This is a genomic window from Claveliimonas bilis, from assembly GCF_020892095.1.
In the GTDB taxonomy this organism is placed as follows: Bacteria; Bacillota; Clostridia; order Lachnospirales; family Lachnospiraceae; genus Claveliimonas; species Claveliimonas bilis.
Map to the genome: position 1 here is coordinate 2,515,434 of NZ_AP024845.1, position 16,164 is coordinate 2,531,597.

The 16,164-nt window shown below is 46.0% G+C and carries 12 protein-coding genes; 11 read left to right on the plus strand and 1 reads right to left on the minus strand.

Translation table 11 applies throughout. The features are described 5' to 3' along the window. Positions 1-15 precede the first annotated feature (15 nt). From EUBC25_RS12190 to EUBC25_RS12205, 4 genes are read left to right on the plus strand one after another with little or no spacing between them, the layout of a single operon-like run. Entirely contained in the window at positions 16-1,452 is a 1,437-nt protein-coding gene (locus tag EUBC25_RS12190) for a HAMP domain-containing sensor histidine kinase (protein ID WP_230105753.1), read from the plus strand. A gap of 33 nt (positions 1,453-1,485) precedes the next feature. Next, positions 1,486-2,184, plus strand: coding sequence for a response regulator transcription factor (locus tag EUBC25_RS12195; protein ID WP_230105754.1), 699 nt, complete (start codon positions 1,486-1,488; stop codon positions 2,182-2,184). Positions 2,185-2,204: 20 nt separating this feature from the next. After that, a complete protein-coding gene (locus EUBC25_RS12200) occupies positions 2,205-2,789 on the plus strand; it encodes a uridine kinase family protein (protein ID WP_230105755.1) in 585 nt (194 codons plus the stop codon). A gap of 23 nt (positions 2,790-2,812) precedes the next feature. Continuing rightward, entirely contained in the window at positions 2,813-3,610 is a 798-nt protein-coding gene (locus tag EUBC25_RS12205; RefSeq protein ID WP_230105756.1) for an EFR1 family ferrodoxin, read from the plus strand. Here EUBC25_RS12205 and EUBC25_RS12210 read toward each other — a convergent pair. Beyond that, entirely contained in the window at positions 3,582-4,625 is a 1,044-nt protein-coding gene (locus EUBC25_RS12210; RefSeq protein ID WP_230105757.1) for a LacI family DNA-binding transcriptional regulator, read from the minus strand. The two genes, EUBC25_RS12205 and EUBC25_RS12210, sit on opposite strands and share 29 nt — an antisense overlap. Positions 4,626-4,905: 280 nt before the next feature. Here EUBC25_RS12210 and EUBC25_RS12215 point away from each other — a divergent pair, with 280 nt between their 5' ends. From EUBC25_RS12215 to malQ, 7 genes are all read left to right on the plus strand, one after another. Next, positions 4,906-6,141, plus strand: coding sequence for an extracellular solute-binding protein (locus EUBC25_RS12215; protein WP_230105758.1), 1,236 nt, complete (start codon positions 4,906-4,908; stop codon positions 6,139-6,141). Positions 6,142-6,155: 14 nt separating this feature from the next. Next, positions 6,156-7,535: a carbohydrate ABC transporter permease gene (locus tag EUBC25_RS12220; RefSeq protein ID WP_230105759.1), complete on the plus strand. Its 1,380-nt coding sequence runs from the start codon at positions 6,156-6,158 to the stop codon at positions 7,533-7,535. Between the two features lie 2 nt (positions 7,536-7,537). Further along, positions 7,538-8,410: a sugar ABC transporter permease gene (locus tag EUBC25_RS12225; protein WP_230105760.1), complete on the plus strand. Its 873-nt coding sequence runs from the start codon at positions 7,538-7,540 to the stop codon at positions 8,408-8,410. A 24-nt stretch (positions 8,411-8,434) separates the two neighbouring features. Beyond that, a complete protein-coding gene (gene pulA, locus EUBC25_RS12230; protein WP_230105761.1) occupies positions 8,435-10,408 on the plus strand; it encodes a type I pullulanase in 1,974 nt (657 codons plus the stop codon). After that, positions 10,405-12,339: an amylo-alpha-1,6-glucosidase gene (locus EUBC25_RS12235; protein ID WP_230105762.1), complete on the plus strand. Its 1,935-nt coding sequence runs from the start codon at positions 10,405-10,407 to the stop codon at positions 12,337-12,339. Before pulA ends, EUBC25_RS12235 begins: the two co-directional genes overlap by 4 nt. Before the next feature lie 65 nt (positions 12,340-12,404). Further along, positions 12,405-14,669 (plus strand): glycogen/starch/alpha-glucan phosphorylase, encoded by a 2,265-nt coding sequence (locus EUBC25_RS12240; protein ID WP_230105763.1) that lies wholly within the window; start codon positions 12,405-12,407, stop codon positions 14,667-14,669. Between the two features lie 21 nt (positions 14,670-14,690). Next, positions 14,691-16,160 carry a 4-alpha-glucanotransferase gene (gene malQ, locus EUBC25_RS12245; protein ID WP_230105764.1) on the plus strand — a complete coding sequence of 490 codons (1,470 nt, stop codon included), beginning with the start codon at positions 14,691-14,693 and terminating at the stop codon, positions 16,158-16,160. The last annotated feature ends 4 nt before the right edge of the window (positions 16,161-16,164 follow it).

A 16,164-nucleotide genomic window follows, 5' to 3' on the forward strand; every position in this document is an offset into this window, starting at 1 on the left:
AAAAGAGGCTAAAACATGTCTTTGAAAAAAAGAATGTTTCGTTCTAATATGAAAATTTTATTTACTGCCCTCATCTGTTTGATGCTGATTATTATGACGGTATTGATCATTTTTGAGGATGCGTTGGAAGGCCAGATTTATAAGATCAGTCAGACTAAGATAGACGGCAATGCGGGAAGTGTAATGCGTGCGGTGGAGATGGAAGATACAAGGAATGCTGAAGATCTTCAAAGCAAAGTAAAACAGTGGGATTATTATGCGGCTGTCATTGCTGACGGAAAGATATTGTCCGGTAATCGGAGCGGTCAAATGAGCGATCTGGCGGAGTTCTTTCAGGAACAGGATAATCAAAGCGGCCGGACAGAACTGTTTGCATTTCAGAAGGCAACTGTGATAGGGAAATATCTTCCGGACCAGGGCGCATATCTGGTGGCGGCCCATTTTCCGGAGGGAAATTGGATCACCGCATCTTTAAACAGTTCCTTCTATGCATTTCTGGGGGCGGTATTTCTGGCAGGAACCGTAGGGATTGCGATTTTGCTTTTCCTGGCTTCCTTTTTTACCAGAAGGATGAACAGGGTTGTTATGGAGCCGATCGAACTGTTAGTGGAAGGAGCCGAGCGGATCAAGAGCGGAAATCTGCAGGAAAATATTCATTATAAAGGAGAAGCGGAATTTGAGCATGTATGCCAGACATTCAATGAAATGCAGAAAACCATTTTAGAAGACCGGAAAGAGAGAGCAAGGACAGAAAGAGCCAGAACGGATATGGTGACGGGAATTTCTCATGATCTCAGGACACCCCTTACGTCGATACAGGGATATATTAAAGGAGTTCTGGATAAAGTGGCAGATACAGAAGAGAAGAAGATAATGTATCTGAAAACAGCTTATGAGTCTACAGAAGAAATGAATATCCTTCTGCAGAAACTTTTTGACTTCTCACGGATGGAAAGTGGTCAGATGCCTTTTCACATGGTAAAAGCTGACCTTGCGGAATATGCGGCGGCTTATGTGGCGCAAAAAGACGCGGTAACAGATTCTGCTGTAGCGGAGATTTCTATGCATAAACAGGCAGAGTATATGCCGGAGATTTCGATGGATGTGGAGCAGGTCAGAAGGATTCTGGACAATCTTTTAGAAAACAGTATAAAATATGCAGAAGTTACACCGGTACGAGTGGAAGTGTCGGTAAAAGAAATGGAAAAAGAAGTCTGTCTTTCATGGAAGGACAATGGAAAAGGCGTACCGGAAGAAAAACTGGAAAGAATATTTGAGAGTTTTTACCGGTGTGATGAGGCAAGAAAAGAGAAAGGCAGCGGTGTGGGACTTTATGTGGTAAAATATATCATGGAACGGCATAACGGGTCTGTTCAGGCGGAAAATGACAATGGACTGAGGATCAGTCTGCATTTTCCGAAGACTGATGAAGAGAGTCCGGATATTCGGTGATGGAGGAATAAGATAAAAGCAGGAGGAGAGCAGATGGCGAAAATACTGATTGCAGAAGATGACAGAAAGATTGCAGAGCTGGAAAGGGACTATCTGGAGAGCAGCGAATATGAAACAGTTATTGTAGAAAATGGAAATCAGGTCATTCCGGAATTGAAGAAGGGAGGGTATGATCTGGTTTTGTTGGATATTATGCTTCCGGGATGTGACGGGTATGAAATATGCCGCAGGGTAAGAGATGAAACTGACATTCCGATCCTGATGGTAACTGCGCGTGCGGAGGCAGTAGATGTAATACGGGGACTCGGATTGGGGGCAGACGATTATATCATAAAACCGTTTGATCCGTTTCAGCTTGTAGCAAGGGTGCGATCTCATTTGAAAAGATATACCCGACTGACTACAGGGAAAGGGGAAAAAAGCAGCGAAAGAATCCGGATAAAGGATCTTGTGATCGAGACAAAGACCTGGAAGGTCTGGAAGGAGGGGGAAGAATTGAAACTTCCGCACCGGGAGTTTGAACTTTTGCGTTTTCTGGCAGAAAATCCTAATATTGTATTTTCGAAAGAAGAACTCTTTGAAAAAATATGGGGATTTGACTATGTGTCAGATGCGGCTACCGTATCGGTTCATATTAACCGGATCCGAGAGAAGATCGAAGATGATCCATCTGATCCTCAATACATAAAAACAATATGGGGAGTCGGGTATCGGTTCGAAGAACCAAAATAGGACTGAAAGGAAGGGCAAAGATGGACTGGATGAGCAAAGTGCTCTCGGGAACAAAAGATCTGCTGAAATGCAAGGATCATGTCCTGGTGGGGATAGATGGCAGGTGTGCGGCCGGAAAGACTACATTTGCGGCCGGGCTGCAGCGAAAAGAAGGCTGCAGTGTGATTCATATGGATGACTTCTTTCTGCGTCCGGAACAAAGGACGCGAGAACGATTAGAGTGTCCGGGCGGAAATGTGGACTATGAACGTTTTCGGGAAGAGGTTATGGAACCGCTGATAAAAGGTGAAAAATGTTTTTACAGACCTTACGACTGTCATCTGCAGACGTTTGGAAAGGCAAAATGCATAGAACCGGGACGGCTGACGGTCGTGGAAGGATCTTATAGCTGTCATCCTGCTTTGTGGAACTATTATGACCTCCATGTTTTTATGACAATTGATCCGGCTTTGCAGATGCAGAGGATTGAAAAACGGAATAGAGAAAAGGTCAGAGATTTTCAGGAAAAATGGATTCCTTTGGAGGAAAAGTACTTTTCTGCATGCAGAACAGAAGAAATGTGCGAGATAAAAATTTCTGATTTTATTTTGAATGAAACAAATTGAGGAGAAGGAAAGGAAGAGTAAAAATGAAGGGAAGACAAATAATTTTCAGCCCTACAGGAGGAACGAAAAAAGTAGCGGATCTTCTTGCAGGAGAATGGAATCTGAAAAGAGAGGCGGTCGATCTGACAGATCCTTCTGTGGATTTTGGAAGTATTTCCGTGGAAAAAGAAGAGCTGACGCTTATTGCGGTGCCGTCCTATGGCGGACGTGTTCCAGCGCTTGCAGCAAAACGGTTCCGTCAGATCAAAGGAAATGGGGCAAGGTGTGTGATTGTCTGTGTGTACGGAAACAGAGCCTATGAAGATACTTTGACAGAGCTTGAGGATCTGGCGGAAGAATGCGGATTTGAGGTTATAGCGGCAGTGGCTGCCATTGCAGAGCATTCTATTATGCATCAATATGCGACAGGCAGACCGGACAGAGAAGATGAACAGGAATTGAAGGAATTTGCAGAAAAAATCTGGAAGAAGTTTCAAGAAGAGCAGAGTAAAGGGCAAATATGGGAGCAAGAAAAGAGAAAAATATCAGACTTTAAAGTGCCGGGGAACCGTCCTTACAAAGAATCTGCCCCTGTGCCTATGGTGCCGAAAGCAGAGGATGGATGCAACCAATGCGGAATCTGTGCGAAGAAATGTCCTGCAGAGGCAATTTCTCTCAATCATGTACAGGAAGCAGATGAGAAAAAGTGCATTTCCTGTATGCGCTGTGTGGTTGTATGTCCTGCCGGGGCAAGAAAAATAAATGCAGCGGCAGCAGCTGCCGTTGCACAGAAGATCGAAAAGGCCTGCTCTGTCAGAAAGAGGAATGAACTGTACTGTTAAGATCAGGTGTGTTAGCATCAAGCGGCACTTTGGCAGGGCCGGTGGGATTTCTGACAATCAGACTTGCATGGAGGAGAAGAGTTCCGATAGCAATTCCGTTCATCAGGCTTTCCAGTGCATAGTATCCGCTTTTGCCAAGCTGGATCCGTTCCTGGCGCACGGTTGTGAGAGGAGGAGCGGTGTAGGCGCAGATGGGAAGATCGTCAAATCCGATGATACTAATATCGTCCGGAATGCGGTATCCCATCTGCTGGCACTGGATCATAGCAGCATTGGCAATAAGATCGTGGCTGCATATGATGGCGGTAACCCCGAGATTTAAAAGCCGGGGAAGATGTTTCTCCATGCACTGGGTAATATAGTAGGAGCTCCCGGCATAGGTAGGATCGCTTTTCAGGCCATTTTGGCGAAGTGCCGAAAAGAAAGCCTTGTGGCGGACCTGCATAATGTGCGAGCCGAGGGCGTGGCTTAGATAGCCGATTTTTTTATGCCCCTTTTGTTTTAAGTGAGAGACAGCCAGCTCCATCCCCTCGCCATTGTCGATCCCTACATATCCGATATGGGGATTTGCCATAATATAGTTGTCGTAAAGGACGGTGGCAGTGTGGCTTGTGTGGAAGTCTTTCATCCAGGGGTCGCTTAAAGAAAAGCCCAGGATGAAGGAGCCAAGATAGTCATGCTTCAGCATAAACGTATCATAAGAATAAGATTTCTGCAGTTTTTCCGTTACCGGAATAATGTCTACTGAATAGCCGGCCGGTTCCGCCATCTGCCGGAATCCTAAGATAATCTCATACCCAAAATCGTGAGGGTTCTCATAATCCATATTTTCAATCAGAATACAAAGTCGGCGTACCCCTCCGGGACGCCGTATTTTTGTATATCCCAATTCTACAGCTGTTTCAAGTACATTTTTTTGTAAAGTTTCGCTGATGTCAGTCGCCCCATTGAGCGCTTTGGAGACAGTACCCTTGGAAATCCCCAGTTTATCAGCAATATCCTGTATTGTAGCCATATAAGGACCGCCCTTTCTTTTGGAAAATATCTGTTCATATTATAGCTAAGTAAAGATAGAAAATCAACGGATTTTAGGTAAAACAAAAGGAAGTTTCGTATATTTTCGAAAAGGAAATATGAGTAAGTAGAAAAACTATACAAAAAAATGAGAAAAAACTATGAAAAATAGATAAATCTTAAAATTTGTACAGATGAATTATTGACTAAAATAGAAAGAGAAGGTATGATTAACACATAACGAAACAATACGAAACTTTTAAGGAAATGGAGATGAAGTAATGAAGAAGAGAGGGTTGGCGCTGCTGCTTACTGCCGGACTTCTGGCGACCGGACTTAGCGGCTGTGCCGGACAATCTGAAGGCGGAGCAGGAGAGACGGAAAAAGTCCGCCTGATGGTGTGGTCACCGTCCAATGACCAGTCAAAAGACAGCGGGGAATGGCTTCAGACAATGTGCAAAAATTTTGCCAAAGAACATCCGGAGTGGGACATCACCTTTGTGTATGGCGTAGCGGATGAAGCCAGCGCAGCAGGTCAGGTATCGCAGGATCCGGAAGCCAGTGCGGATGTTTTTATGTATGCCAATGATACACTGACTACAATGACAGATGCAAATGCACTGGCAAAATTCGGAGGAAAGTACAGGGAACAGATTGAAGAGAGTAATTCAGAAGAGGTGTTGGCCTCTCTGATCAAAGATGATGAACTTTATGGCGTTCCTTTTACAACAAATACCTGGTTTATGTACTACGACAAATCGGTATTTTCCGAGGAGGATATTAAGAACCTGGATACCATGCTGGAAAAGGGAGTGGTATCGTTCCCGTTCACAAACTCCTGGTATCTGCCGGCTTTCTATATTGGGAACGGCTGTACTTTATTCGGGGATGGTACAGACGAGTCCAAGGGAGTGGATTTTGGCGGAGAGAAGGCAAAAGAAGTTACGGATTATCTGATCGATCTTGAAAGTAATCCAAATTTCCGTATTGATGCGGATGGTTCCGGTATTGCGGGGCTTCGTGACGGAAGCATCAATGCTATGTTTTCAGGCTCCTGGGATGCCAATGCGGTAAAAGAAGCTTTAGGGGACAACATGGGAGTAGCTTCCCTTCCTGCTTATACGCTTAACAGGGAAGAAAAACAGATGATGTCCTATGCGGGATCCAAGGCAATCGGAGTAAACCCCAACAGTGATAATATGGTGGCGGCGATCGAACTTGCGGTCTATCTGGGATCGGCAGAAGCACAGAGAGCTCATTATGAAATGTGCGGCGTTATTCCATGCAGCACGCAGCTTCTTGAAGAGACAGAATTTGCGGAAGACGATCTTGTATCAGCACAGGATGATACATTCAACAACACATCCATCCTGCAGCCTTTCGTGTCCAAAATGAACAACTGCTGGACTCCTGTGGAAAATATGGGTAAGGGAATCCGAAATGGAAGCATTACTCATGAGAATGCGGCAGAACAGACAGAACAAATGAACGATGCAATGAACAGTGATGGAATCTAAATGAGGTGAAGAGGATGGGAATAATGAAAAAGAGAGTCAATCAGTTTCCGACACCCTATACCTGTACAAAGGCAATCCGCGAAGGCGGACTTGAAACAAAACTTTCCATGGTTTTAATGGGGTTTGGAAATATTGTACACGGCCAGATCATAAAAGGACTTATTTACATGGCTGTGGAAATCGCGTACGTAGTATTTATGGTTATGAATGGCATCCGGTTCCTTGGCATGCTTCCGTCCCTTGGAAGTATCCCCCAGGAGGAAGTGTGGGATGAGGCAAGTCAGGTATATGTATATACAAAAGGAGATCAGTCCGTTTTGATCCTTCTTTATGGAGTTGCTACCGTTTTAGTAACGATCCTTTTGATCTGTGCCTGGAGAGGCGCCTTGAAAAGCGCATACAAAGCGGAATGTCTGGCAAAAGAAGGACGGCATGTCAACAGCTTCGGAGAAGATCTGAAGTCTCTCCTTCATGAGAATCTCCACCGGCTTTTGATGACGCCTCCAGTGGCATTTATTTTTGCATTTACTGTACTGCCTTTGATCTTTATGATCTGTATGGCGTTTACAAACTACAGCAAGATCGACAATCATCTGATGCTGTTTGACTGGGTGGGTCTTGATAACTTTAAAGCGCTGTTTGATTCCAGCAGTATTTTGGGAAGCACCTTCTGGTCTGTGCTGATCTGGACTTTAGTGTGGGCATTTTTTGCCACTTTCAGTAACTATATTTTCGGAATGATCGTTTCTCTTCTGATCAACAGAAAGGGAACAAAGGCAAAAGGATTCTGGAGATTTTGTTTCGTCCTGTCCTGTGCAGTGCCTATGTTTGTCTCTCTTCTGATCATGCGGACGATGCTGCAGCCGGAAGGAGCGATTAATGTTCTTTTGAGAAACTTGGGGTGGATCGCCCAGGATGCCAGTCTTCCTTTCTTTACAGACCCTACATGGGCCAGAGTGACGGTAATAGTTGTAAATATCTGGGTAGGTGTACCTTATACACTGCTTCAGCTGACCGGCGTCCTTCAGAATATTCCTGCAGAGCTTTACGAAGCGGCGAAGGTAGACGGTGCCAATGCATTTCAGACATTTACCAAGATCACACTTCCGTATATGCTGTATGTGACAACTCCGTATCTGATCGTTACCTTTACGGGAAATGTCAATAACTTTAATGTTATATACCTGCTTTCAGGAGGAGATCCGGTCACGGATCTGGCGTCAACAGCGGGAAGTACGGACCTGCTTGTAACATGGCTCTATAAACTGACGATTGATAAACAGTATTACAATATCGGTGCAGTCATCGGTATTCTCACCTTTGTGATCCTGGCAGTGGGCGCACTGTTCACATACAGACACAGCAAATCTTATAAAGAAGAAGGAGGATTCTAGATATGGCAGGAACAAAAATGCATTCTGCAAAAAGAAAGCGCTTTATCAATAATTCTATTGTTCATATCGTTTTAGGAGTGCTTGCAGTGATCTGGGTTTTCCCGATTATCTGGGTCATCCTTACAAGCTTCAGGGCAGAAAAAGGATCCTATGTATCCACATTTTTCCCACAGTCTTTTACGCTGGATAATTACGAAAAACTGTTTACGGATACCTCGATCCTGAATTTCCCGCAGATGTTCACAAATACGCTGATCATTGCGATCTTTTCCTGTATACTGTCGACTTTTTATGTCCTGGCAGTTTCCTACTGCCTGTCCAGGCTGAAATTTAAGCTTCGCAAGCCTTATATGAACATGGCAATGATTCTGGGGCTGTTTCCCGGATTCATGTCCATGATCGCAGTATATTTTATCTTAAAGGCAGTGGGGCTGACCGAAGGAAATCTGATCCGCCTTGCGTTGATCCTGGTATATTCGGGAGGAGCAGGATTGAGTTTCCAGATTGCGAAAGGCTTCTTTGATACGATCCCTATCGCTGTAGATGAAGCGGCTCTTCTGGACGGTTGTACAAGATGGCAGATTTTTACAAAGATCACTCTGCCTCTCAGTAAGCCGATCATCATCTATACAGTACTGACATCCTTTATGGCGCCGTGGCTGGATTTCATTTTTGCAAAGGTAATCTGCCGTGCAAATTCCGACCAGTATACCATTGCTATCGGACTTTGGCAGATGCTGCAGAAAGAATACATTGATAACTGGTACACCAGCTTTGCGGCAGGCGCAGTACTGATATCCATTCCGATTGCCGCTCTCTTCCTGTTCATGCAGAGATATTACGTGGACGGTCTTTCCGGAGCGGTAAAAGGATAAAAAACAAATATGAGGTATGGCAGCATGAAAAAGACAGCGAGACAATGGAAAGATATTTATTCCAGTTTGGAATTTGAAAAAAAATACGTGTATGAGGGCGAAGGTCTCGGAGCCCTCATCACGGAACAGGGAACCTTTTTCCGGCTTTGGAGTCCTTTCGCTGAAGAGATCATCCTAAATCTCTACCTGGATGGAAGCAAAGGGGAAGCCTTTGAACGGCATGCCATGAAAAGGTGTGAAAAGGGGGTATGGCAATACCGTACTGAACGAAATCTACACGGAATCTATTATGATTTTACTCTGCAGATGGAGAACAGTACGGTTTTTTCTGCAGATCCATATGCGCGTGCATGCGGGATAAACGGACAGCGGAGCATGGTCGTGGATTTAAAGAAAACGGATCCGGAAGGCTGGGAGGAGGACAGTCCTCCGGCAAAGGAGGAAGAAACGGTCATCTATGAGCTTCATGTCAAAGAATTTTCCTGGGATGAATCCGGGGGATTTCCCAAAGAAGCAAGAGGAAAATACCGGGCGTTTCTGTACAATGATACAACTCTCTACAGTGACGGCGTCCATCCAACAGGGATTCCTTATCTGAAGAAGCTTGGAGTAAATTACGTACAGCTTATGCCGGTATATGATTACGGCTCTGTAGATGAAACGGGCGAGGAAACGGAATTCAACTGGGGATATGATCCCATTAACTACAATGTGCCGGAGGGCTCTTACTCTTCCGATCCGGCGGCGGGAGAGGTGAGAATCCGGGAGTTGAAAGAAATGATACAGTCTTTGCACAGACATGGATTCCGGGTAATCATGGATGTGGTGTACAATCATACCTACTCCCTGGATTCCTGGTTTCAGAGAACGGTTCCCTGGTATTTTTATCGGGTAAAAGAGGACGGGGAGATCTCGGATGGATCCGGGTGCGGGAATGATATTGCAAGTGAGATGCCTATGTGCGGGAAATACATTTTGGAATCGGTTCTTTACTGGGCTGAAGAATACCATATAGACGGATTCCGTTTTGATCTGATGGGACTTTTGGATGTGGATTTAATGAACCGGATCCGCCGTGCCCTGGATGAAAAATACGGAAAAGGGGAAAAACTTCTATTTGGAGAACCGTGGGCGGCAGACAGTACAGCCATTGCATATGAAAAAGAGCAGGCTTTAAAGGCCAATATCCGCAGTCTGGATCATAACACAGGGATGTTTTGTGATGATACAAGGGATGCTATCAAGGGGTCTTCTTTGGAAATCTGGGAACCGGGATTTGTAAACGGGGCACAAAAAATGGAAGAACAGATTTTAAGAAGTGTATGCGCCTGGTGCGGAGACGGAGAGGATCATGTAAAAGCGCCTTCACAGGTGATCACCTATGTCTCTTCTCATGACAATCAGACTCTGTGGGATAAGTTATGCCAGACAACAAAGGATGAGGCATTGAGAAAGAGGGAGTACAGGCTGGCAGCAGGGATATATATGACATGTCAGGGGAATCTTTTCTTTCTGTCGGGGGAAGAATTTGCCCGCACAAAAGATGGGATTGAAGACAGCTACAATGCTCCTATAGGGATCAACCGGCTGGACTGGAAAAAAGCCTGGGAAGAAGAAGAGCTGGTAGATTATTACCGCGGTCTTATCGCCCTGCGCAAACAGCTTCCCGGACTGTGCGATAAGAAGACATCAGCGTGGAAGCGCATCCATGGCCAGTGGAAGAAGGAAGGGGTTGTCAGCTTTCTGGTAGATAACCGAAAGGATGGAGAGAACAGCTCCTGGGATATTCTGAAGGTGAGCTATAACAGTAGAAAAGAGCCTCAGAGGCTGACGCTTCCGGAGGGAGAATGGGAAATTTTAGCCGACGGACAGGACAGCTTTCTGTGGAAGAAGCCGGAAACGGTGGAAAAAGCCATTACCATGGAACCGGTGAGCATGCTGGTGCTGGGACAAAAAAGACCATGGAGAAGAAGGGACAATAAAGGAAAAAGCGCATGAAATGGATATATGGAAAACAGGACTTTAAGACAATTGAAAGAAGCGAGGAAAACTGTTATCTGATGACAAATGAGCTGGGAGGATTTTCTTCCCTGACTATGGCAGGAGGGGTGGCCAGAAACGACCATGCGTTTCTCATGGGATGCTTAAAAGCTCCCAACTGCCGGTACAATATCATTCATCGCCTGAAAGAGCAGCTGGATGATCTGGTACTCTCCACACAGGAATTTGCAGACGGGACGAAGGAAGAAGGATACCGGTTCCTCACCTCCTTTTCTTATGAAGATAATCCGGTCTGGATCTTTCAGGCGGACGGTGTGGAAATACGAAAAGAGGCGGCGCTGGATCCGGAGAAAAATGCAGCGGTTCTCAAGTATGAGATTGAGAACAGAAGGCGGGAGAGCTGTATCTTTCAGGTAAAACCTTTCTTTCAGTTTGCGCCCAAAGGAGAAGACATGGAGGAAGGGCAGAAAATTCTGCTTGACGGGAACAGGATCCGCTGCAGGGATATGTGTCTGGATGTCCGGACAAATGGGGATTTCTGTTCGGTCCCCATGGAAAAAGAGACTTATTTTTACCGCTATGATGCCTGTGACGGGCGAAGACCGACAGGGACAGCAGCGGCAGTCCACACGGTTGCAGCAAAGATCCTTCCGGGAGAAGAAAAGACGCTGGAGATTGTCTATGCGCTGGAGGGAGAGGCCCCCCCGGCCCTGGAGAGGCCCGATGAGGTGATCGCCCGCGTCCGTTCATTTCGGGACAGATGGCAGGAGAGAGGCAGCTGGAAGAGCGAAATAGCGAAAGCTCTGGCAAGAAGCGCGTCCGCATTTGTGACAAGACGGGAATCTACCGGAGGAAAGACCATTCTTGCAGGCTACCCTTTTTTCGAAGATTGGGGACGGGATACCATGATCGCTCTGCCGGGAATCTGTCTTTCCACTGGCCAGTATGAGACTGCCAAAAGCATTCTTCGCACTTTTGCTGTCAATGAGAGAAAAGGGCTGATGCCCAACCTCTTCCCGGAAGGCGGGAAAGAGCCTATGTACAATACAGTGGATGCCGCTCTTCTCTTTATCAACTGCGTCTACCTCTATTATGAGAAAACAAAAGACAAGGCCTTTATAGAAGAGATGTATCCGGTAATGGAGCGGATCATCACTGCATACCGGGAGGGTACGGATTATGGGATTGCCATGGACGCCGACGGACTGATCCGTGCGGGAAAGGAGCTGGATCAGGTGACATGGATGGATGTGCGCATCGGCAAGATCCTTCCCACTCCCCGCCATGGCAAACCGGTGGAGATCAATGCCTACTGGTACAACGCCCTGAAGATCATGGACTTTTTTGCGGGAGTGCTGGGCCATCCAAAGGAGCAGTATCAGGAGATGGCGGAAAAGGTAAAGCTGTCTTTTAGGGAAAAGTTCTGGATGGAAGAAAAACATTGCCTGAAAGACGTTCTCTCCGGAGAAGCGGCGGATACACAGATCCGCTGCAATCAGATCTGGGCAGTTTCCCTTCCTTTTACCATGATGGATAAGGAGAAGGAAAAGCAGGTAGTGGAGACAGTATTTGAAAAGCTCTATACTCCATATGGGCTTCGGACACTGGAAAAAGAAGATCCTGATTTTCATCCTTTCTATGGCGGAGAGATGATGGAGAGGGATCTTGCCTACCATCAGGGAACGGTCTGGCCCTTCCCTATGGGCGCCTACTACCTGGCCTATCTGAAAGTAAACGGCTGGAGCGAAAAGGCCAGAGACAGAGTGAAACGACAGATGGAAGTGCTGGAGTGCGCCATGCGGGAAGGATGTATAGGACAGCTGCCGGAGATTTACGACGGGGAGAATCCAGCCTCGTCAAAAGGGTGTTTTGCCCAGGCCTGGAGTGTGGGAGAAATACTTCGGGTATATGAAAATCTGGAAAAATAGTATATAATAAAGAATATGATGAAAGTGGATTACAGAAATGTGATAGATAGAAAGGAGATACAAACATGGAACAGGCATTGGAAATGATGTTGCAGGAAAAATTTCATAAAGGAATCAAAGAAGCATCAAAGGAAGAGATTTACACAGCGCTTCTTTGTGTGACAAAAGATAAAATGAAAGGCATGAAGGCTAATACCGGAGACAGAAAGCTGTACTATATTTCAGCGGAATTTCTCATCGGAAAGCTTTTGTCCAATAATCTGATCAATCTGGGACTTTTCGAGGAGACAAGGGAGGTACTGAAAAAGTATGGTCATGATCTCACTGAGATTGAGGAAGTAGAACCGGAGCCTTCTCTTGGAAATGGAGGACTTGGTCGGCTTGCAGCCTGCTTCCTTGATTCCATTGCAACACTGGGACTTGCAGGAGACGGAGTGGGCCTTAACTACCACGAAGGTCTCTTCCTGCAGAAATTTGCAGATCATAAGCAGTGGGAGGATAAAAACCCATGGATTACGGAAAACAGCTGGCTGACCAAGACAGACCGCCATTTCCAGGTTCCTTTTAAAGATTTCACATTGACGTCTACTATGTATGACATTGATGTGCCGGGCTATGAAAGCGGATGCAATAAACTGCATCTCTTTGACCTGGATACCGTAGATGAAGGGCTGATTCATGATGGAATCCAGTTTGACAAGACAGATATCCGGAAGAATCTGACCCTGTTCCTCTATCCGGACGACAGTGATGAGGCGGGGCACCTTCTTAGGATCTACCAGCAGTATTTTATGGTGAGCAATGCTGCACAGCTCATTATCCGTGAAGCGGAAGAAAGAGGCGTAAACCTTTATCATCTGCATGAACATGTGTGCATCCAGATCAATGACACTCATCCGACTATGGTGATCCCGGAACTGATCCGTATTCTCACAAGTGAGAAAGGCTTTAATATGGACACAGCCGTAGATGTGGTGAGAAAGACATGTGCCTATACGAATCATACGATCCTGGCAGAGGCTCTGGAGAAATGGCCGGTTGCCTACCTGGAGCAGGTAGTGCCCCAGCTTATGCCGATCATCCGTGACCTGGATGCAAGAGTCAGAAGAGACTTCCACGATGAGAGAGTCTACATTATTGATGAGCAGAACCGTGTACACATGGCTCACATTGATATCCATTACGGCTATGCTGTAAATGGAGTTGCCGCTCTTCACACAGAGATCCTCAAGGAATCTGAGCTGAAGCCGTTTTATGACATTTATCCGGAGAAGTTCAACAATAAGACCAACGGTATTACTTTCCGCAGATGGCTGCTCCACTGCAATCACAGACTGGCAGACTATTTGAAAGAGCTGATCGGAGAAGGATTTGTAAAAGACGCTTCCCATCTGGAAAAGCTTCTGGAATATCAGAATGATGAGAAAGTGCTGGCACAGTTGAAGGAGATCAAAAAAGAGGCTAAAATTGAGCTGAAAAATTACCTGAAGATGACACAGGGCATTGAGATTGACGAGAACTCTGTCTTTGATATCCAGATCAAACGTCTCCATGAGTACAAGAGACAGCAGATGAACGCTCTTTATGCTATTTATAAATACAAAGAGATCAAGAAAGGCAATCTTCCGAAACGCCCGGTCACAATGATCTTCGGCGCAAAAGCGGCTCCTGCCTATACGATCGCAAAGGATATCATCCATCTGATCCTCTGCCTTCAGGAACTGATTGAGAAAGATCCCGAGGTAAGGAAATATCTGCGCATTGTGATGGTGGAAAATTATAATGTAACGAAAGCAGAGAAGCTGATCCCTGCATGTGATATTTCCGAGCAGATCTCTCTTGCCTCCAAAGAAGCATCCGGAACAGGAAATATGAAATTCATGCTGAACGGAGCAGTGACACTTGGAACAGAAGACGGCGCCAATGTGGAGATCCATGAGCTGGTAGGCGATGACAATATTTACATTTTCGGTGAGAAGTCCGAGAAAGTCATTGATCTGTATGCAAATGCATCTTACTGTTCCAAAGACATTTACGAAAATGATCCTATGGTGGAAGAGCTGGTAGACTTCATTATCAGCAAGGATCTGATCCGTATCGGAGATCCGGTGAACCTGGGACGTCTGTATAAGGAAATCGTAGGAAAAGACTGGTTCATGACACTTCTGGATGTGAAGGATTATATCCGCACAAAGGAACAGATGCTGGAAGACTATGAGGATGAAAAGAGCTGGGCAAAGAAGATGCTGGTAAATATTGCCAAGGCGGGATTCTTCTCTTCTGACAGAACCATCGCGGAGTATGACAGAGACATCTGGCATTTATCATAGGCAGCAGGGGGATAGAAAGCAATGAGACAGACAGGAATATTGATGCCGGTATCTTCCCTTCCCTCCCGGACAGGGATTGGGGAGCTGGGAAGCAGTGCATATCAGTGGATCGATATGATGAAAGAAAACGGCATAAGGATATGGCAGATCCTGCCTCTGAATCCGGTTGGGTACGGAAATTCTCCGTACCAGCCTTATTCCTCCTATGCGGGGGATGAGCTGTATATCAGCCTGGATATTCTGAAGGAGGAAGGACTTTTGACAAGCCTTCCGGAGAGCTTCCGGGAGAAAGAGAAAAGGGTGGACTATGATGCAGTCCGTTCCTTTAAGATTCCTTACCTGAAAGAAGCTTTTGAAAGGTTCCGGGAACAGAAACTGGATCAGGAAGCAGACTACCGCCAGTTTGCAGATCAGGAATGGGTGAAGGAATACAGTGTATTCCGCGCACTGAAAGCGGCAAACGGCGGAACATGCTGGAACGAGTGGAAAGAAGAGGACAAAAACTGGCCGGAAACCCGGCGGCAGCTTACGGAGGAAGAAAGAGAGGAAGCTGCTTTCCACGTTTTTCTTCAGTATCAGTTCTTCAGACAGTGGATGAAGGTAAAGAAGGCAGCCAATGACAGCGGCATCCGGATCATGGGAGATGTGCCTTTCTATGTGGGGGTAGACTCTGTGGACGTATGGGGCGGGAAAGATAATTTCCTTCTTGATACCGACGGACGGCCCATTTTCATTGCGGGAGTGCCGCCGGATTATTTCAGCGCGACAGGACAAAGATGGGGCAATCCTATCTATGACTGGGACTATATGAAGGAGCATGAGTATCGGTTCTGGCAGGACCGGATCGGTTACAGCGGAAAGCTTTTTGATATTGTGCGTATTGACCATTTCCGCGCTTTTGACACATATTGGAAGATCCCGGCTACCTGCCCCACAGCTGTCGAGGGAGAATGGATCGAGGCACCGGGATATGAGGTGCTTGATATCCTGACCGAAAAGCTGCCGGATGTGGAGCTGGTGGCAGAGGATTTGGGAGATCTGCGCCCGGAAGTTCTGACGCTGAAGGAACATTATCATTTAAAGGGTATGAAGATCCTTATGTTCTCCATTGAGACGAAAGGAAAATATGCATACGACAGCTTCCATGATACGGAAAATATGATCATTTACACGGGAACTCACGACAATGATACCCTCATGGAATGGTACGGTAATTTAAACACTGCCCAAAAACGCAAAGTAAGAAAATTCTTAAAAAGGCAGGGATGCAGCCAGGGATCCGTAAAGGAGAGACTGCTCCATTATACTTTTAAAAATAAGGCGGAGTACGCCATTGTTCCAATGCAGGATATTCTGGGACTTGGAGAAGAAGGCCATATGAATACGCCGGGAACAGTCGGTTCTCCAAACTGGGAATGGCGCCTTCCGGATTTCCATGAGGCCGTGGAAGACTTAAGATCTCTGAGAAAGGAAATGACAGATCGGAAATAGAAAG